Origin of the sequence: Desulfovibrio sp. An276 (genome assembly GCF_002159665.1) — a bacterium.
In the GTDB taxonomy this organism is placed as follows: domain Bacteria; phylum Desulfobacterota; class Desulfovibrionia; order Desulfovibrionales; family Desulfovibrionaceae; genus Desulfovibrio; species Desulfovibrio faecigallinarum.
The window spans coordinates 33,653-53,031 of sequence record NZ_NFJC01000020.1; the positions used below are offsets into that span (position 1 = coordinate 33,653).

General features: G+C 57.4%; 24 protein-coding genes. All 24 read left to right on the forward strand.

From position 1 onward, the window contains the following. Positions 1–41: 41 nt before the first annotated feature. Positions 42–1,556: a phage portal protein gene (locus B5F76_RS09205; protein WP_087353565.1), complete on the forward strand. Its 1,515-nt coding sequence runs from the start codon at positions 42–44 to the stop codon at positions 1,554–1,556. Then, positions 1,549–2,346 (forward strand): phage head morphogenesis protein, encoded by a 798-nt coding sequence (locus tag B5F76_RS09210; RefSeq protein WP_087353567.1) that lies wholly within the window; start codon positions 1,549–1,551, stop codon positions 2,344–2,346. The genes B5F76_RS09205 and B5F76_RS09210 overlap by 8 nt, the downstream gene beginning before the upstream one ends. Position 2,347: 1 nt before the next feature. Continuing rightward, on the forward strand, positions 2,348–3,763 hold the full coding sequence (locus B5F76_RS09215) for a DUF2213 domain-containing protein (protein ID WP_087353569.1): 1,416 nt from the start codon (positions 2,348–2,350) through the stop codon (positions 3,761–3,763). 11 nt (positions 3,764–3,774) lie between these two features. Then, positions 3,775–4,482 carry a structural cement protein Gp24 gene (locus tag B5F76_RS15145; RefSeq protein ID WP_087353571.1) on the forward strand — a complete coding sequence of 236 codons (708 nt, stop codon included), beginning with the start codon at positions 3,775–3,777 and terminating at the stop codon, positions 4,480–4,482. Positions 4,483–4,496: 14 nt separating this feature from the next. After that, positions 4,497–5,513: a major capsid family protein gene (locus B5F76_RS09225; protein WP_087353573.1), complete on the forward strand. Its 1,017-nt coding sequence runs from the start codon at positions 4,497–4,499 to the stop codon at positions 5,511–5,513. A gap of 418 nt (positions 5,514–5,931) precedes the next feature. Continuing rightward, complete coding sequence (locus tag B5F76_RS09230; RefSeq protein WP_087353575.1) at positions 5,932–6,375, forward strand: hypothetical protein; 444 nt, start codon at positions 5,932–5,934, stop codon at positions 6,373–6,375. Between the two features lies 1 nt (position 6,376). After that, complete coding sequence (locus tag B5F76_RS09235) at positions 6,377–6,793, forward strand: DUF4054 domain-containing protein (RefSeq protein ID WP_087353577.1); 417 nt, start codon at positions 6,377–6,379, stop codon at positions 6,791–6,793. Positions 6,794–6,797: 4 nt separating this feature from the next. Beyond that, positions 6,798–7,280, forward strand: coding sequence for a hypothetical protein (locus B5F76_RS09240; RefSeq protein WP_087353578.1), 483 nt, complete (start codon positions 6,798–6,800; stop codon positions 7,278–7,280). After that, complete coding sequence (locus tag B5F76_RS09245) at positions 7,277–7,711, forward strand: phage collar protein (RefSeq protein WP_087353580.1); 435 nt, start codon at positions 7,277–7,279, stop codon at positions 7,709–7,711. The genes B5F76_RS09240 and B5F76_RS09245 overlap by 4 nt, the downstream gene beginning before the upstream one ends. Further along, entirely contained in the window at positions 7,699–8,262 is a 564-nt protein-coding gene (locus B5F76_RS09250) for a phage neck terminator protein (RefSeq protein ID WP_087353582.1), read from the forward strand. Before B5F76_RS09245 ends, B5F76_RS09250 begins: the two co-directional genes overlap by 13 nt. Positions 8,263–8,271: 9 nt before the next feature. After that, on the forward strand, positions 8,272–9,783 hold the full coding sequence (locus tag B5F76_RS09255) for a DUF3383 domain-containing protein (protein ID WP_087353584.1): 1,512 nt from the start codon (positions 8,272–8,274) through the stop codon (positions 9,781–9,783). A gap of 12 nt (positions 9,784–9,795) precedes the next feature. After that, a complete protein-coding gene (locus tag B5F76_RS09260) occupies positions 9,796–10,245 on the forward strand; it encodes a phage tail fiber protein (protein WP_087353586.1) in 450 nt (149 codons plus the stop codon). Between the two features lie 10 nt (positions 10,246–10,255). Continuing rightward, positions 10,256–10,714, forward strand: a complete 459-nt coding sequence (locus B5F76_RS09265; protein WP_087353588.1) for a phage tail assembly chaperone — start codon at positions 10,256–10,258, stop codon at positions 10,712–10,714. 11 nt (positions 10,715–10,725) lie between these two features. Further along, entirely contained in the window at positions 10,726–10,875 is a 150-nt protein-coding gene (locus B5F76_RS14910; RefSeq protein WP_162608789.1) for a hypothetical protein, read from the forward strand. Continuing rightward, complete coding sequence (locus B5F76_RS09270; RefSeq protein ID WP_087353590.1) at positions 10,872–12,998, forward strand: hypothetical protein; 2,127 nt, start codon at positions 10,872–10,874, stop codon at positions 12,996–12,998. Before B5F76_RS14910 ends, B5F76_RS09270 begins: the two co-directional genes overlap by 4 nt. Before the next feature lie 3 nt (positions 12,999–13,001). Continuing rightward, positions 13,002–13,565 carry a phage baseplate protein gene (locus B5F76_RS09275; RefSeq protein ID WP_087353592.1) on the forward strand — a complete coding sequence of 188 codons (564 nt, stop codon included), beginning with the start codon at positions 13,002–13,004 and terminating at the stop codon, positions 13,563–13,565. A gap of 10 nt (positions 13,566–13,575) precedes the next feature. Further along, complete coding sequence (locus tag B5F76_RS09280) at positions 13,576–13,929, forward strand: phage baseplate plug family protein (protein WP_087353594.1); 354 nt, start codon at positions 13,576–13,578, stop codon at positions 13,927–13,929. 1 nt (position 13,930) lies between these two features. After that, on the forward strand, positions 13,931–14,875 hold the full coding sequence (locus B5F76_RS09285) for a baseplate hub protein (protein ID WP_087353596.1): 945 nt from the start codon (positions 13,931–13,933) through the stop codon (positions 14,873–14,875). Then, entirely contained in the window at positions 14,876–15,556 is a 681-nt protein-coding gene (locus tag B5F76_RS09290) for a hypothetical protein (RefSeq protein ID WP_087353599.1), read from the forward strand. A 32-nt stretch (positions 15,557–15,588) separates the two neighbouring features. Then, entirely contained in the window at positions 15,589–15,903 is a 315-nt protein-coding gene (locus B5F76_RS09295; protein WP_144268448.1) for a hypothetical protein, read from the forward strand. Beyond that, complete coding sequence (locus B5F76_RS09300) at positions 15,890–17,134, forward strand: baseplate J/gp47 family protein (protein ID WP_087353606.1); 1,245 nt, start codon at positions 15,890–15,892, stop codon at positions 17,132–17,134. Before B5F76_RS09295 ends, B5F76_RS09300 begins: the two co-directional genes overlap by 14 nt. Continuing rightward, complete coding sequence (locus B5F76_RS09305; RefSeq protein ID WP_087353608.1) at positions 17,134–17,688, forward strand: hypothetical protein; 555 nt, start codon at positions 17,134–17,136, stop codon at positions 17,686–17,688. Before B5F76_RS09300 ends, B5F76_RS09305 begins: the two co-directional genes overlap by 1 nt. 2 nt (positions 17,689–17,690) lie before the next feature. Further along, positions 17,691–18,467 carry a DUF2612 domain-containing protein gene (locus B5F76_RS09310; protein ID WP_087353610.1) on the forward strand — a complete coding sequence of 259 codons (777 nt, stop codon included), beginning with the start codon at positions 17,691–17,693 and terminating at the stop codon, positions 18,465–18,467. Then, the coding region (locus B5F76_RS09315) for a hypothetical protein (RefSeq protein WP_204218364.1) at positions 18,436–19,379 on the forward strand (944 nt) is incomplete at its 3' end. The genes B5F76_RS09310 and B5F76_RS09315, both read left to right, overlap by 32 nt.

The following is a 19,379-nucleotide window of genomic DNA, read 5'->3' on the forward strand; positions in this document are numbered from 1 at the left end:
TCCGCTTTTGAAAAAGCTTGCCGAGAGGGAGGCACAGATACATGTCTAGACGAAACAGACAGCAAAAACCAAAGACTCAGATACCCTGGCAGTTCATGCGTGAGATGATGCAGCCTGCGCAGCCGACAGTCCCCATGCCACTGGACGAGGTGCGCAAGCGCTACGGCCCTCCCAAGACTCTGGGCTGCACGAAGGATACACGCATGGCAATGGATTCCGCTCTTGCGGATTCCGGCGTCTACACGCTTCTGCAACACACCTTCGAGATGGGCATGGCAATGCCTCCGCAGTTCATGGGCTACGGCATGCTGCAGTCCATTGCCCAGAACGGCCTTGTCCGTGCCTGCGTGTCCACTGTCTCCAACGACATGACACGTTCCTGGATTGAGCTGCAGCGTGCGGGCGACGCCGTACAAGGGGCAGAAGACTCCCTGCTTGAGGAGCTGGGCACGCTGATGCAGAAGAAGCGCGTCAAGGAAACCTTTGCCGAGGCAATCGAGCTTGCAGGGTACGAAGGCGGCTCCTTCATCTTCATCGACACGGGCGAGAAGGACCTGACAGTGCCTCTTTCCGTGTCTGCCCAGTCCGCAGAGCTGCAGCCAAATCGCACATTACGCTTTGTGGTGGTGGACCCGGCGAACTGCACGCCTGGCAACTACAACAGCCTTGACCCGTTGAGAGAAGACTACTTCAAGCCGGAAACATGGTGGGTACTAGGCAGGGAAGTGCATAGATCCCGACTCCTGCGCATTGTCTGGAACGAAGTCCCGTTCCTTCTCAAGCCTGCCTACAACTTCTTTGGCATTCCGCAGGCGCAGATCCTCTGGGATTATGTCATGCACTTCCAGCAGTGTCGGGATGCAGAGAACAGACTGCTGCGCAAGTTCTCCCTTGCTGTCTTCAAAACCCAGATGTTCAACTCCCTGAACCAGCTCATGCCGGAACAGACTAACGTGCTGGACCAGCGCATCAAGTACATGCTCCAGCACATGAATAATGACGGCTGTCTTGTGGTGGACAAGGAAAACGAGGACATCATCAAGATCGAGACGCCGCTTTCCGGGGTGACAGATATTGTTCGCCAGGCGCTGGAATTTTTGGCAGCAATCAATCGCACACCCGCGGTCAAGCTTCTGGGCATTTCGCCGTCCGGATTCAACGCCACAGGGGAAAGCGACCTGCGCAACTACTACGATCACGTTGCCACACGTCAGCAGAGTATCATGGCTTCGGCCTTGCGTGTCATCCTGGATTGCCTGCAGCTGCACTTGCGGGGAGAGATTGACCCCACTCTGTCTTTCGAGTTCCGCAAGCTCAGTGAAGAGGACAAGAAGGTGCAGGCGGAGACCCGCAAGATGCACGCCGACACGGCAGCGGTCTACCTGGACCGCGGTATTCTCTCGCAAGAGGAGGTGCGCCAGACCTTGGCGGCAAACCCTGATTCCGGCTATGCCAACATTGACGCCGACGACCTTCCTCCCGTGCCAGATCCTCTGATGGGACAGGAGACAGACCCCTTGCAGCCGGGCAACATCGAGGAGGAGCCGCATGGCTAAACTCTTGCGTCCACAGCGTCCAAACGCTGGCCTGCGCAGGGAGTACGAGCGCAAGCTTTTGAAACTGCTTGACGAAATGCAGCAATCGGTAGAATATTGGTTGCTGACAGCGTACCGGCAAAATGCAGGAAGAATAGCCCAGGACGCTGCACCTCCTTCCCAAGTCCCTGCGTCGTGGATGGCATGGGCACTGAAACGCTTGCAACGCCGCTGGCTCCGTCGTTGGAGAGACAGAGCCGACAGGATTGCGAAGTGGTTTGTCACTCGTTCCCAGAGCATATCCCAAGCCCAGAGCATTGCCGCCATGAAAGCAGCAGGGTTCACTGTCCAGATGCATCCAAGTCGGGTGCTAAACGATACGGTCAAGGCACTCATTGCCGAGAACGTGTCTTTGATTCGGTCCATTCCCCAACAGTTCTTTCAACAGGTGGAGGGCCTTGTACAGCGCTCCATCATTCAGGGCCGTGACGTTGCCACCCTGCGGGACGAGCTGCAGGGACGCTTTGGAGTCACACGCAACAGGGCGAAGCTCATTGCCCGTGACCAGAACAACAAGGCATTTCAGGCAATCAAGCGTGCGGAGAACCAGCAGCTTGGCATCAAGGAAGGCATCTGGGTCCATGTGCCCGGCACCAAGTCGAGCCGCAAGACCCACATGAAGATGAATGGCAAGCGCTTCAAGCTGAATGAAGGCCTGTACGACTCCGATGTAAAGCGCAAGGTACTCCCCGGGGAATTAGTGGCTTGTAACTGCGTTTATCGGGCAGTGATTCCAGAGTTCGGAGATTGATATGGAAGGGAAATATACACTGGCACTTGACGCAAGAAGCGTCCGCACTGTGGACGAAAACGGCTTTTTGCATGTCGGCAACAGCCACATCACAAAAGCCAAGGTAGACCCTTACCATGGCAACGAGGTTCCAGGCTGGCAGGACAAAGGCCTTGACCCAGGCAAAATTTACTACGGCCTGCGTGACCCGGGTGAGCTGCAGAAAGCTTTAACCACATGGGCAGGATTGCCCTTGCATTTCCGGCACCATGAGGACAGCGCAGACGAGCCGGCAAAAATGACCCGTGTGGGCAATGTGGGCACAGATATCACCTGGAATGCGCCCTATGTGGACGCCCCCTTAACCATATGGGACCAGACAGCCATTGACGCAATCAACAACGGCACATGCAGGGAACTGTCCTGTGCGTATCGGTATGACCCCGACTGGACGCCCGGCACATACGAGGGCAGGCCATACGATTTCATCATGCGAAATATACGAGGCAACCACGTGGCGCTTGTCGAGGAAGGCAGGGCGGGTGCTGACGTATTGGTTGCAGACCATCAAACCGTGAAAGACCGCCAGGGAGGAAAACCTATGGCAAACAAGAAGACTATGGCGAAGGATAACGATCCCGCTATCGAGCAGAAGGAAGTAGACCTTGCGCAGGCTATCATTGACCTGCACAGGGTGGACCCTACTACGGGCCAGATTGTTGACGTGCAGGAGGACGAGGGCAAGGTTGGCGCACTCCGTGAGGTTATGGGCGAACTTGCCGGCAAACTCGCACCCGAAGAGCTGGCAAAGCTGAAAGCTGCCCTTGCCGGCCTTGTTGCCCCTGTGGATGACGCCGAACTGGAGCCCGTGGCCAATCCCTACAAGGAAGCAATGGACGCCTGCGGTCTGGACAGCAATGACGAGGCCGCACAGAAAGCTTTTGCCGAGGGCGTGAAGTTTGCTCAGAGCCAGCAGCCGGAGGAAGACGCGGTACTCGAACCTGCACCCGCTCCTGCCCCTGCGGAGGATGACGACAAGGTAAACGGCACGACTTGCGCCAATGACGCAAAACCCAAGGATATGACCATGAAGCAGCCCAAGAAGCCTGTCGTGACCATGGACGCCAACGCCATCAAGGCGCAGGCAGTCAGGGAAACCAGGCAGCACATGCAGGATCTTTTTTCCGCAGTCGAGGCAGTGAAGCCTTTGACTGGTTCCCTCAAGCCGATGGCTTTTGACAGTGCTGACAACGTGTACAAACACGCTCTGCAGGTCAAGGGTATCGATCCCGCGAAGTACGACCGTACCGCATGGCGTGGCATGGTGGACATGTTGCTCATGCAGCAGCCGTCCGGCTTCAGGCAGGTCACTCAGGACGCAAAGCCCGATGACTTCACTGGCCCGTTTGAACACCTCAGAGAAATCGTGATCTCTTAAGGAGGCTTTCCATGGCTCTTCAGACTCAAGTGAATATCGACCTGCCTCTTGCTGTTGCAGGCCAGAAGGCCACGCCTGATCAGAGCGTGTACACGCCCATCAATTATGTGGCCGATGAAAACGGCGTGAAAGTGGGAACCTTTTGCTGGGCTGGCACCGAAGCCGGCGTAGCGACTGCTACCACCACCGGCACAGCCGCTCCTCTTGGTTTTGTCGAGAGGGTGATCAGCACCTACATCTATGACGTGCTGGACGGCGCTACCGAAACCGTGCGCGAAGGGCAGGGCCTGACCATTGCTGTGCGTGGCGACTACTATGTGCAGACCAGCGAAGCCGCTACCGTTGGCGGCCAGGTTTACGTGGACAAGACCAATGGCAAGATTCTTGCCGCTGCCGGCTCCAACGGCATTGCCGCTCCGGGCTGGGTCTTCAAGACCGCAGGCTCTGCCAATGACATGGTAATCATCAGCAACTGGAGCGTGCCCGCTGGGTCTACCGGCGGCGGTTCCGGTGGTCCTGTTGACCTTTCCAATGTGACCGGCACTCTCGGCGTTGCCAATGGTGGCACCGGTGCAACTACCGCAGAAGCAGCCCGTACTGCTCTGGGTCTGGGTGACATTGCTACCCAGAATACTCCGCTGCCTGTTGCCAATGGTGGCACTGGTGCAACTGACGCCGCAAACGCACGCACAAACCTTGGCGCTGCCGCTTCCGAATAGGAGGAGAAACAATCATGCCTATGACTATTGAACAGGTGCGTCGCCTCGGCTTTGTGTTCGACGGCGCACGCGGGTGGAACACCCCGGAAAACCGTACCACAATTGCGCAGGACGCTGCCCTTGTGACCTCCCCCAACATGGGCGTACCCGTTGAGTTTGGAGCGTATATTGACCCTACTGTTGTCGAAATCCTGACCGCTCCCCGTAATGCCCGTCAGATTTTCCGTGAGGAGAAGAAAGGCGACTGGACTACGCCCTATACCAAGTTCCGTGTCTCCGAAATGGTAGGCGGAACAGAGGAGTACAGCGACTACGCCAACGGTGTCACCTCTGACGTAAATAATGAATGGATGAGTCGCGAACAGTACCTGTTCCAGACGACTATCAACTACGGCGACAGGGAAGTTGCTCTTGCGTCTACTGCAAAGCTGTCTCTTGCTTCCGACAAGCAGAGGGCTGCAGCCACTCGCATTGAGATTGACTCCAACAAGTTCTATCTGACCGGCGTTGCAGGTCACAGCATCTATGGCATCTTCAACGACCCGAACCTGCCGGAGTCTATCACTGCTGCCTCCACTGGCACGGGCAACAGCCCCCTGTGGGAGAACAAGAGCACGGTGCAGATCTACAATGACATCCTGGCACTTTTTGCCCAGCTGGCAGAGCAGTCCAACGGACTGATTGACCAGACTACGCCGCTGAAGTTGTGCATCAGTCCTGCGATGAATCGCTACCTTGGCACTGCTACCGACTTCAACGTGTCTGTCTGGGACATGCTCAGGAAGTACTTTACCAAGATTGACGTGGTTCCTCTCCCCGAGTTGCACGCCCTGGACGGAGACGAAACCATTTTCCTGATTGCCCCGGAAGTGGCCGGACAGAAGTCCGCCACGCTGGCATTCAGCGAAAAAATGCGTTCTGGCCGTCTGATTCCGGATATGTCCAGCTTCCGACAGAAGTTCATCAGCACGACCTACGGCGGGATTATTTACATGCCTTTCGCCTTTGCCAGCATGACCGGCATGGCGTAATCCTCGCAACCCTTCCGCTGGCCCGTAACCGCATCCACGTGCGGGCTGGCACGGCCTCACTGTTCCTGCGCAGTGGGGCCTTTTTCTTTGGGCAAAAGAAAAGCCCCAGTGACACGGGAGAGTCACCGGGGCCCTTACAGGAAGAAGACGAATGCCCGAGAAACGCACAAAGATAGAGGAGATCTTGATGAAATGGCAGGTGCAAGTATGTCCCATATCGTCCGGGGACGCAAGCGGAATGCCAAAATTTTAAACGGTTTTAACAAACTTCAACAAACTTGAAACGGTTTTAAACGATTTTAAACAGTTTTAACAAACTTTAAAGACACTTGCGCAACTGTAAAAATGTGGTACGCTTCTCCCAAAATTTCTATGCGGACGAGTTTCGTCTGCAAAAAAGTCACACACGGAGGACATAATGGCACAGCGAAAAGGCAAGCCACAGACCACCCAGGAGACCACCACAACCACCACAGACGCCATTGAGCAGGAACTGCAGGGCACTGTCAGCAACACGGGTGACACGGTAGTTGTCTGCCTGAACCGTCCCGTGGGGATCAAGTACAAGCTGCGTGACGGCAGGGAGATCGTGATTCCCGGCAACTCCGCACACCTGCGCGGCAAGGAAATGGGAGAGCTGAACATTGGTGGTGGATTCTCTCTGACAGTTGTGAAGCGTGCTGACTGGGAAGAGATTGAAGCCACATACAAGGATACCGCGCTGTTCAAGCAAGGGCGTATCTTTGCCAGCGCATCCCGCAAGGAAGCTCTTGCGCAGGCAAAGGACAAGCAGAGCACCCGTCACGGTCTGGAGCCTACCAAGGGCGTCAAGACAAAGCCCGTGAAAGAAGACGAGAAGTAGCATGGCGATTGTAGTCTTTGACCCCGCAAGCTTTCGTGAGGCGTATCCTCGTTTCACAGAAGACCTTCTGACTGATGCCCAGTTGCAGCAGGCCTTTGATGTGGCCTGTCTCATGCTGGACAACACGGGGCAAAGCCGCATCCCATACGATCCAGACAAACAGATTTTTGTCCGGCGCACACTTCTGTATCTGCTTGTCTGTCATCTCGCCACATTGGCCCTGTGGGGACCGGGGCAGGCAGGGCCCATGAGCAACGCCACACAGGGCAGCGTGTCTGTGGGTTTCTCTGTGCCGCAATACGCCAATGGGCAGTACTTTGCCCAGACACCTTGCGGCCAGACTCTCTGGCAAGCCCTGCAACCGTACCTTGTCGGTGGCAGGTACTATGCCGCAGCACACTATCACCCGTGGGGATAGAGCCATGAAGAACCGGACCAAAATCGATCTGATTCGCCTGCTGGAGCTGGAAGACCTTGCCAATCTGACAGGGGGCATCAGCGTGAAGGCCGGTATCCTGGAAGGAGCCACCAACAACGAGACCGGCGAGTCTGTGGCAGCCTATGCCGCCTACAATGAGTTTGGCACAGCCAACATTCCCAGCCGCCCGTTCATGCGCAAGACCTTTGACGAGAAGGCGAACACATGGGTGGAAGGCCTTGGAAGAATGATAGGCAAGGGCCGCACTCCGGAGGATGCCATGAAGCTGCTGGGCATGCGCATGGCTGATGACATTGTGGAGACCATTGCCAGCAACATGGCTCCGCCGAACGCTCCCGCCACCATTGCCCGCAAGACAAAGAAGGTTGTGGGCAAGAAGGCGAAGACAGGTGAGAAGCATGTCCCCGGCACGCTGATTGACACAGGCTCCATGATTTCGTCCGTGAACTACGAGGTGTCCAGATGAACTTGCACGCTCTTGTCAGAGGAGCCATCACGGCAGTCAATCCCGACCAGATCGTGATCCTTCTGCAGTCCGCTGGGCAGGTGGTAGAAACCTACCAGCAGCGCCCCGCATGGGCTCCGGCTGTGAAGGTCAGGGCGCAGGTGCAGCCCACACCCGACAAGGCCCTGCAGTGGCTCTTGCAGACCAGGCAAAACACAGTGTGGCGTGATTGCTACCTGTATGGCCCCGTGTATGGCCTTGAAAGGGCAAGCACCAAAGGCGGCGACATGCTCTATTTCGAGGGATACGAGTGGCAGGTGGACCAGGTGCTTGAGGCATGGAACGCGACAGCGGGGTGGACAAAGGTTCGCGCGGTGCAGGTGCGTGTGTGTGAGGCACCAGAGGAGGGCGCGACCGAACGCCCCGGAGGTGTGACAGCATGGCCAGGCTAGACAGGGACACGCAGCCGAAGACCAAGAGCGTGGAAACGCTTGTGGTGTCCGCCATCGGTGACTTTGTGCGCTGGGTTGTGGGTGAGGACATCCCTGTCGTGCGTGGCTGGACCAATGCCGCTTCCAGACCGTCCGGGCCCTATGTGCTGATTACTCCCATGAGCGCCACATGGCACTCGACAACAGGCAGAACCTACACATCCGAGCTGGATGAGCAGGGCAACCCCACAGGGAGAGGAAGTCTTTGCGTCGGGCGTTCGACTTCTCGACGTGTGCAGGTGGATTTCTACGGACCTGATTCGGAGACACGGGCAAGAACCTGTGCGCTGATTTTTCAGGATTTGTCTGGATGTGACTTCTTCAAGGACCGCAAGCTCACCCCTCTGACTGTCACGGCTCCCCAGGAGCTGACCGGCATGGTGGGCAATGAGCAGGCGGAACCGAGATGGATGCTGGAGCTTGAGATTCAGCTTTCGCAGGAACTCGCAAGCTCTATCGTGGAATACGAGTTTTTCAACGCTGTCAACATTTCCCTGCACGAGCAGGAATAGGAGTATCCTATGGCTGTGAATGCCGACCTTCTTGTCCAGATTGTTCCCCGTGTCATGGGCGCAGGGACAAGCGGACTCAAATTCAGTGGCCTCTTTCTGACAAAGAGCGAACTGCCCCCGACCGACCGTGTGCTTTCCTTCTCTTCATCCGAGGGCGTAGGTGCGTATTTTGGAACGGATTCCGATGAATACCGTGCTGCGGTTGTGTATTTTGGCGGCTACACCAATACACAATACTTGCCTTCCACCCTCTACATTGCCCCGTGGCGTTCCGCTGCTGCGGCTGCATGGCTGCGAGGAGCTGCGTATGAGGGCGCACTTGCGGACTTGCAGGACATTACCGACGGTTCCCTGACTCTGGAAATTGACGGCCAGGAGGCAGCGGTCACCGGTATCGACCTTTCCTCTGCCACCAGCTTCTCCGATGTGGCCACCAAGATTCAGACCGCGCTTGCGGATGTGGAAACACTGACAACCGATCCTGTTGTTTCCTTCAGCTCGCAGACGAACGCGTTTCAGATCACGTCCGGCACCACTGGCGCAGGTTCTTCTGTGTCCTTTGCATCTGCCGGTTCCGCAGGCACAGACCTTGCTGTCGTGCTGCATCTGACAGAACAGGCAGGAGCCGTGCAGTCTGTGGGAACGGATGGGTCTTCCCTCACGGACTGCATGACCAACATTCTGCGCTATGCCCGTGACTGGGTATCCTTCAGCTCCATTTTCGAGCCTGAGCATGACGAGAAGATTGAGCTTGCCCAGTGGTGCGCCTCCTATGACACACGCTGTGCCTATGTCATGTGGGATACCGACAACGCCGCCCGCGTGGCAGGGAGTACCGCATCCGCAGGGTACGAGATCAAGCACAAGCTTGAGTTGTCCGGTACAATCGCTGTCTGGAACACGTTGCAGCTTGCGGCTGCCGTCATGGGCGCAATCGCATGCATCAACTTCCAGCAGTACAATGGGCGCCTCACTCTTGCCTACAGGCAGTTTGAGGGTGTCGAAGTTACCTGCGACAATGACCAGGACTGCAACGCGCTCATTGACAATGGCTACAACTGCTACGCCGATTTCGCCACGGCGTCCGCCAACTTCAAGTTCTTCTGGAATGGACAGGTCACAGGTGAATTTGCCTGGGCGGATTCCTATCTCAACGCCATTGGCCTCAAGGACCAGCTGCAGCTCAACATCCTGGACCTGTTCGCCGCAAGCCGCTCCATACCCTACAATGAAGACGGCTACAGTCAGATCCGCACAGCCTGCCTGGACACCATCAACCGCTTCCGCGAGTTCGGCGCGTTCCGCAATGGCGTTGTGCTCTCGAATACCCAGAAGGTGCAGCTCTTGCAGGAGCTGGGCACAGACGTTTCACAGACCCTGATGACGCAAGGGTGGTACATGAAGATCACGGACCCCGGCCCGACAGTGCGTGCGCAGAGGGGTACGCCGAACTGCTATTTCTATTACACGGACGGCGGCTCCATTCAGCGTGTCATCATGTCCGCTACCTGCATTCAGTAAAGGAGGTGACTTATGCCAGACAACATGGGGAACAACACAATCACTTCCGCGAACTCCATCTTCAACCTGACCGTCCCGGGGCTGTATGACACGCCCGTCAAGATTGAGCGCTATGGAACGGACGCCGCTATTGCGCCCGAACAGATCAACCCCGTGGTGGCAGAGAAGGGTGTGGACGGGCACACAAGCTTCGGCTGGGTTCCTACCAACAAGGTGCTGACCGTTACCATTGCGGCGGACTCCCCCAGCAGGGCTGTTTTTGACGACTGGCTTGCGTACCAGGACAGCGTTCGTGAGGTGGTGCTTTGCAACGCAGAGTTCACACTGCCCGCCATTGGGCGCAAGTACACGGGCCTGCGTGGAGGAATCACTGCGGCCACGCCCATGCCTACGGCTGCCCAGACGCTACAGGCAACGACGTACACCATAACCTTTGACGAGTGGACAGCAAGCGTCATCTAGGGAGCAGACCATGCGTGAAACGCGTACAATCACAATAGACAGGGAAGGCCGCGACAAGGGCAAGACCTTCTTCCTGACAGAAATGCCGGCGTCCCGACTGGAAAAATGGGCGGCGCGTGTCCTTGTGGCTGCCTTCTCCGGAGAGGTACCGGCTGCTGTCCTGGAAGCGTCCCGTGTGAGCAATGCGGGGGCGCTTGTTACCGCGCTGAATCATGTGCTTGCCGGACTCGACTGGAAGATAGTGGAGCCGCTCTATGACGAGCTGCTTGACTGTGTTTCCTTTGTGCCCAGGCCGGACAAGCCCGAGGCCAAAATTCAGCTGAGGCCGGACAACGTGGACAACTTCATTGAGGAAGTGAGCACGCTCTACAGGCTGAGACTGGAAGTGCTGGAGCTGAACTTTGCTTTTTTCGCTCCCGCAGGTGGCTTGTTCTCCCGCCTTACACAGGCAAGCGCCCCGGCGGCCTGAGAGACTACCTTTTGCCAGCCTGCATAGGTGTTCCTGTCTCCCGCAGGCTGGCAACCCTGCATGAGCTCGAAACGGTCTATTCGGTGCGTGACGCCCTGGACCTTTGGGAGCTTGTGAAGGTTGACGACTACAACGCCCATCTTTGGAGCAAGCTCAAGTGAGTACCGTTCGCGAATTGGTCATAAAGCTGCTTCTTGACGCTTCCGGCCTGAAGTCCGAAGCGGAAAGGTCGCAGTCACAGCTTGAAGGCATCAGGCGTGCAAGCGAGGAGGTGCAGTCACAGTCTGGCAGCGCCGCCAAGGCTGTCTCTTCTGCTGCCCGTGAAAGTCAGCGCGCATGGGACGGCATAAACATAAACGGCCCGGTTGCCGCACTTGACCAGTTCGGAAGCACGGCACAAAATGCTGTCGCTGTCCTGATTGACGCCCTTGCCAGAGTGTCGCGAGCACTGCAGGTGATAGGTTCCGACATTGACAGGGCGACAGGACAGGCACGCAGCGGCTTCACTTCTGCGGCGCGGGCAGCGGACTCCTTTGGGCGCGAGGTGGGTGACTCCGGAGACAGCGCAGCCAGGGCTCTGCGCAATGCCGGCAGCGCGGCTGACAAGGCTGGGAAGCAGATTCAGGAGGCCGCGCAGGATGGCGCTTCCGCCTGGGACAACCTGAAGGACACTCTGCTTGGAGCGCTTTCCATTGGCGCTGCTGTCGGCGGGGCAATGAACTTTGTCGAGCAGACGAAGCAGCTTTCCCAGTACTCTTCCCAGCTGGGCATGACAGTCGAACAGTGGCAGGCATGGCAGGGGGCAGGCGAGCAAATGGGCATAGAGGCGCAAGACCTCTATGACACATTCAGGGACATGGGCGACTGGACCATCGATATGGTCAAGAACGACTCCGGCCCCTTCAAGGACTTTGCCAAGCAGACCGGCCTGTCCCTCAAGGACGCAAAGGGCAACATGGTGGACACACAGGAAGCCCTGTTGCGCCTCTCTGATGCTGTGCAGGGGATGAAACCGGACGAGGCCACCGGCTGGCTGACCCAGATGGGCGTGGATGCCACGAGTATTTCTCTCATTCTCAAGGGTCGCAAGGCCATCGAGGGCCTTGTGGCGGAGATGAGGGAGAAGGCTGTCTACGACAAGCGAGACCTTGAGAACTCCGCCAGGCTGCAGGCAGCCTGGCAAAACGTCACCCGTGTGTTCCAGCGTCTCACTGCCACAGGCCTTGATCTGCTTGCGCCTGCCATAGAGTGGATTTCACAGAAGTCCGAGGCGTTCTTCAAGTACGTCAAGGAAAACGGCGAGTCTGTCCAGACAATCTTTGTCACGATTGGCACTGTCATAAGCACGGCTGTCATCCCGAAGCTTGTCCGCATGGGCGCTGCGGCGTGGGCAAGCCTTGGACCCTTTGCGCTCATACCCGCCGCAATCATGGCAATCGGCGTTGCCATTGACGACCTCATGGTCTGGCTTGAGGGTGGCACGTCCGCATTTGGCGAGTTCTGGTCGCTCTTTGGGACGCCGGAAGAAGTCTCCTCCATGCTGAAGCAGGCCCTTGCCGGTCTGGAGGCGGCCTTTGATGCAGTAGGCGAGGTAGCCGGCCTTGTGGCGAATGCCGTCCTTGGCTATTGGGAGCTGGTCAAGAGCACTATCAGCGGGCTTGTGGAAGTCATTGGCGGCGTGGTGACAGCTTTCAAGGGGCTCTTCACCGGAGACTGGAACACTGTCCTTTCCGGCCTGGACGCGGTGAAGAAGGGTCTTGGGGCTGTTGGCGACGTTGTGAGCGCCGTTGCTGGCAAAATCATGGACTCGTTTGGCAAGTTCTTTGGCTGGATTGCCGACAAGCTGGCGGGCCTTGTGCCCGACTGGCTGAAAGACCTGATTTCGGGCGACCACAAGGAAGGCAGACGCCTGGACGCGGATTCTCTTGAAACCGATGTGATTGAGCAGTCCAAAAAGGCTGCGGCTTCCGGACGCGGGCCAACCTTCACAAGCGACAGGGAGAAAACTGCTTCACTTCCGCAGCCAACGCTGACAGCACGCCCCGGAGAGACCGGGAGCATGCAGCAGGCTTTGGGCGAAGGCAGAACTTTCGCTGCCGGGCAGGCCGCTGCAAAGGGTGGCACATCCGTGACCACGAACAACAATCAGCGGACCATTACCCAGACCAACAACATCAACATCACTACGCAGTCGGACAATCCGGATGGCATAGCTCAGGCAACGAGCAACGCCATCAATCCACGGACAACCGCCACAGAGTCGGACACCGGCATAGGGGTTTAGGGCATGCCTTTGTTTGCGACAAGTCTTCACGGAAACTGGTCCCTGTACAAGTCTGATGGCGCTCAGGCTGTGCCTTTCGACACGTTCTTTTCCCTGGACGTGGCTGCGGATGGCAAGGTTACGACATACCCTGTCGAGCCCAACAGCTTCTTTGCCTACAACAAGGTGCAGTCTCCCAATGTCATCAACGTGACCCTTGGCTTGTCTGGAGGAACGGCAGACCGCAAGGCTGTCATTGAGGCGCTCACAGAGCTTTCCAAAAGCACCGAGCTTTTGTCTGTTGTTACGCCCGAAAAGACCTTCACGAACTACTCCCTTGAGAGCTTTGACTACACCCGTTCTGTGGGCGATGGCGTGGACCGTCTCAAGGTCAACCTGCGGCTTGTCGAGGTCAAGCAGGTGTCTTCCGAGTATTCCAACGAGACGATCAAGTCTCCCAAGAACGCGTCGGATGGGAAAACCGTGAGTTCGGGCAAGAAGGCAACCGATGGAGCGTCCGCCAAGGCAGAGGCCACAGCCGAGAAGAAGCAGCCCCGCAAGAGCATAGCCGCAGGCTTGTTCGGGTAGGAGGAAGACAGTGGAGACGATTCCTGTCAGCGCAATTGCGAACCAGAGCTTTCAGGTTGTCCTTGGGGACCAGGACTGCTCCTTTCGGCTGTACACACGGCCAGAGCGTGCGGGTGGTCCTCTGCGTCTCTACATGGATTTGTATGTGGGCGAGACAGCCATATTTTACGGTGCCCTGTGCAAGGACGGCGTGCTGTTGCCTCTGTCCGGCTACATGGCCTTTGAAGGTGGTCTTCTCTTTGTAGACATGGAAGGCAGCGAGGACCCCGAATACACAGGACTCGGGGACAGGTGGAACCTGCTTTATCTGACTCAGACAGAGGCCGACGCCTACCGCAGCGGCGAATATGTGGGGAGGAGCTGATATGCCACAGAGCTTTTCCGTCAAGATGCTGGAGGCCAGGATTACCCTGGCTGAAGGTGGCTTCGACCCTGGCACGGGCCAGAGCGTCAACACCAAGATTTTCCGCCTTGGCATGGATGCCGAGATTTCCAAGCCCGGCGGCAAGGAAAAGAACAAGTGCACGCTGAAGATCTACAACATGCGGCTGTCCGACATGGAAACCCTGACCACGCTGGCCTTCGACCCTCTGGCTGTGAAAAAGAACCGCCTGACACTGCTGGCCGGTGACGGGACTACCATGTCACAGGTATTCCAGGGCGACATAACAAGCGCTGTTCCTTCCTTCTCCGGAGACGCAAGCTCCATCTTCGAGATACAGGCGATCACGGGTTACGTCGCTACAGTGACACCGAAGGAGACTCTGACAGGTGAAGGCAGCCAGGATGTGGCGCAGATGCTGCAACGCCTTGCCCAGCAAATGGGACTGACCTTCAAGAACCGTGGCGTGGAAGGCGTCAAGCTTCGTAATGTGGCCTTTGTTGGTGGAGCCCACGAGCAGGCCAAGGAGATTGCCGAAGCGGCGCGCATTCAGATGATTCTGGACGACGACGAGATGATCATAGGTCCTCAGGGCAAGCTGCGCTCAGACGATGCCGAAGGTTCGACACCTGTGCTGCGAGGCGAGTCGGAAGGCAAGCGTGCCACAGGCCTCATTGGCTTCCCCTCCTTTGACGCAAAGGGCATTGCCTGCCGCTGCTACTATGAACCCAGGCTGCAGATAGGCGGCCCTGTACGCATCGAAAGCATTGTTCCCAAGGCGTCCGGCCTGTGGAGAGTGACTTCGCTTTCCCACAGTCTGCAGGCCAACCACGGGCAGGCAGCCAAATGGGAGACGAGCTTCAAGGCGACATACCCCAATCAGGAAGACAAGGATGGAACCAAGGTCAAGAAGGCAAAGGAGGGATAGATGGCAGAGCAGATAGTCAAAGGGCAGCAGGATTTCAACACGGATGCCAGCCAGTACAATGCGGAGAACTTCCACATCCGCCAGGAAATAAACAAGATCAACACAGCGGAGCCTGCTACTGTCGGATCTGTTTCCGGTGGAGGTGTTGCCAAAAGTGGCACTGTGTCCGCCACACCCATTGTCAATCTTGTCACCGGCACAGGCGAGGGCATGCAGCAGTCTCCGCTGTTCACCATCCCGTACTTTCGCTACCAGGGAGGAGAGAACGCTTTCATTGTGGACCCCAAGCCCGAGGATGTTGGCCTCAACGTCTACGCCATGCGGGACACAGAGGTCATGAAGGAAGGTGACGGCTCTCCCTGCAACCCCGGTTCGGCACGGCGCTATTCCAAGGGAGACGGGTTCTTCTTTTCCGGTTTTCTCGGCAAGCAGCCCCGTCGTTATGTCATGATCGACGATGAGGGCATCACACTGGATGACGGCGCAGGTGGAAAGATTGAGCTGAAGGCCGGCAAGCTCACAATCACAGCGCCCAACGGTGTGACCATTGATACGCCTGAAACAACCCTCACAGGGCAGGTCAGGGCAGAAGGAAACATGACAGCAGGACAGATTTCCATGCAGAGCCACAGGCACACCGGTGTCGAGGCCGGACCGGATACGTCGGGAGGACCTGTGTAATGGACAGCCTGAAGTTAACTGAGGATTGGGATTTGGCGCTCACGGTTGGAGGCAGCCTTGCCATTGTGTCCGGCGCGGAACGTGTTGCCCAGGACGTGGCCTGCTACGAGCGTACCTTCTACGGTGAACCGTACTATGCGGCGGAAGACGGCGTGCCATATCTCGACAATGAGCTGGCAGCGCTGCCACCGGAAGAGCTGGTAACAACACGAGCCAATGAGAGGGCGTTGCAGGTGCCCGGTGTGACAGACGCGAGCACAACGCTGACCGAGTTTGCCAGACGTGTGCTGCATGGAGATATTGCGGTCACAACCGACGACGGGGGAGTGGTCAATGTGTCCTTCTAGTATCGAGTTTACGCCACAGGGGCCTGTCGCACCTGACAGCCAGACAGTCCTTGAGGCGCAGCAGGAGATATGGCAGGCGGCCTTCAACAATCGCCTGAACCTGGATCCGGCTACGCCACAGGGGCAGCTTATGGCGTCCCTTGCCGCAATCGTGCAGGACAAGAATGCACAGCTTCTTTACCTGGCAAACATGTTCAACCCTGCCACGGCGGAAGGTGTTTTCCAGGACGCCCTCGCTGCCATCTACTTCCTTGACCGGCAGGCGGCCATGCCAACGGTGGTGCAGGTCACATGCACAGGTCTCGCAGGCGTGATCATCGCGGGTGCGGATACGAGCGACGAGCCCGCGCGCGTGCGCACGGAAAGCAGCATCGAGCTCTACTGCCAGACTACCGGCACCATCCCGGCGAGCGGCTCCATCGTACTGCCCTTTGCCTGTGTAGAGACAGGTCCCATCGAGGTGGAAGCCAACTCCGTCACCACCATCGTGCAGGCGCAACCCGGCTGGGACACAGTATCCAATGAGACGGCCGGCGTGCTCGGTCGCGACGTGGAAAGCCAGCGGGAGTTTGAGGAACGAAGGTTTCAGTCCGTGGCGCTCAACAGCAGATCCATGCTGGCAAGCGTGTACGCAAGGGTGGGCAACATTGACGGAGTGATCGACCTGTTGGCCCGACAGAACAGGACCAGCGAGCCGATTACGGACAACGGCGTGACACTCAAGCCGCATTCTGTGTATGTGGCTGTACTTGGCGGGAAGGATGCAGAAATTGCCGAAGCCCTGTACAACTCTGTTTCTGGAGGCTGTGACTACAACGGCAACACGGAACACGAGTATGCGGACCCAGTGACAGGCGCCCAGGAGACCATTCTTTTTGAGCGTCCTGTCGAGGTTGCCTTCGAAATACATGTCTACGTACGCAGGACACCCAGCACGAGCACGACTGTCCTGGACACCGCCGCGGCCAACGTCTACGCAGACTTCTATGGGGAAGCGTACGAGAACACGAATTCGCTTCAGCACACCCAGGAGAGTGAACGCGTCCACATCGGAGAAACCGTCTACGCCAGTCGCTTCTACTGCCCTGTCCTGTCTGCCGGCGTGCAGCAGATTGTGGGCATCACTATCGGGCGCAAGGGCGAGGAGATGGGTAATGTGGTGGAGCTGACCAACGACGAGTATCCCTCGCTCGCCACCGACGACATCTACATCACAGTGGAGGATCGATAATGGCAACCTACGAGTATCAACCCCGCACGGGCGAGCTTTCAGGCGACGAGTTCGAAGCACAGACAGAGGCCTTTCTCAACGATCTCGACCAGCGCATCACGGCCTTCCTCGGCCAGTACGCGAGCGCCATCGCCGAAGTGAACCTGCGACTGGGCAATCTTGAAGGGCAGATGCAGGGGGCGCTCACGACGCTTGGTTCCCTGGGTGTGCGCATGGATGACGCCGAAGCTGCTATCCAGAAACTGCAGACAAGGGCAAACGGGCACGACCAATCTATCAGCGCCATCAATTCGGACATCAATGGCATTAACCAGGACATTACGGCCATTGAGAACAGCATTGACACGATAGAGGACAGCATCTCGAACATCCAGGACACGCTGGACGTTGTGAATGCAAATCTGCCTCCCAACGGTCTCATCTCGCTTGTGAACACGACTGGCAATCTGCCTACTGGCTGGGTGGCGTGTGACGGCACAGACGGCACGCCTGACTTGTCTGCCTATGCGACAACACCTTTGCGCTACGTGCGCAAGGCCGTGGCAGGAGCGTAGCCATGCCCGTCGAAGGCGACCTCATTCTCTGGACGCCCTCCACATGGAAGGGGCTGAGCTTCCGCAAGAGTCGGAACATCAGGGCAGTCCGCAATATCCGCCGAGGCGTCAGCTTTCCTCTGACAGTCATCAGCCAGTACGAGCATTCCCGCTCTCTGAGGATGCTCCTCCAGGGCGAGGAGTTCGCCATCAATCCTGTGTGGAGCATGGCCGATTTCTGGGCAAAGGTCTTCCACCCCCGAACGGCCATAGGCTGGGGCCTCGACTGCTGGGCTCGTATCGTGGGCATATCACGGACGCTTCAGCTCAAGGGACTTGACGACTGGTTCGGTTTCTTCGGCGGCGGCTATCAGCCATTCGGGCAAGCTCCTTTCTACGACCCTGAAGGTACATCGTCCTATACCATGGATGACCTGAACCTTCGCAAAGCTGTCTTTTTCAAGGCGGCCATCAACATCACCAACGGCACGCTTGCCAGTCTCAACCGCATCATGAGCGAGTTCTACAGAGACAGGGGCGAGGTCATGGTCATCCATGTGAGCACCATGAGGATTCGTTTCCTGTTCACCTTCGAACTTACCGACGAGGAGCGCGCCATGATCCTGCGGGAGGATATTCCTCCTGTACCTGCAGGCGTCGGATACGAAGTAATGACACTGAACCCGGAAGGCGTATTTGGATTCGCCGGCTCCGGACTGCAACCTTTCAATCACGGGACCTTCGTCCCTGCCAATGGAGTACCAACAAATGCCTATTCCGTCTCAACCCCCAAGGCTTGAAAATGTCATCGGCAATCAGGCTGATGTCTTCACGATTCCAGAGAAAACCCCGGAAGGCACCTCCGCTCTCTCCTACCAGTCCGGCTGGCCCGCAAGGTCTGCCACGGCATTGAGCGCCGGCGGTGTTCCTCCGCAGAGGGAATATTTCAATGCCGTCAACAAGCTGCTTTCTCAGCATGTATTCTTCCAGCAGTCCGGTTCCCTGTACCAATGGAACAACCAGAACAACTACCTGCAGGGCGCCCATATCCTTGGCGCCAATGGCAAAGAGTATGTGGCCGTGCAGGCGAGTGGCCCGGACTCAGGCGGAGCGCAGGACCCCACTCAGGACACAGAAGGCACCTATTGGACTTCTGCCGGCTCTTCTGTTGCCGCCGCTGGCGGCGGTCTTGAAATCGGGGAAGATGGCAAGCTGTACGTCGCCAAGCTGAAGACGCCCCGTGCCATTGACGGCGTGAACTTTGACGGCAGTGAACCCATAACCCGCTTTGCACAATGTTCTACTGCAGCCGGAACCGCAGCCAAGACAGTCACCGTGAACAATTTCACTCTGGTCGAAGGCGCGACAATCATGGTCCTGTTCAACAACACGAACACGGCCAGCTCTCCCACTCTGAACGTATCCGGTACAGGCGCAAAGCCCATTCAGTGGCGCAAGGAGGGCGTTTCTCCAGAGTGGCTTGCAGCCAACAGGTTGTACGCCCTCACGTACACCGGTACTGCCTGGCAGATCCAGGGCGACATTACCGAGGCCTGCATCCAAGACGGCGGCGGCCTGTCCGTTGACGAGGACGGCAAGCTGTTTGTGGACTTTGACAGCATGCCCACCGACAAGTTTGAGGCGATGCTCAAATCTATCCGTGTTCCCATATGGTTGGCGGCCAATAAGGCGTTTTACGTAAACCAGGCGAC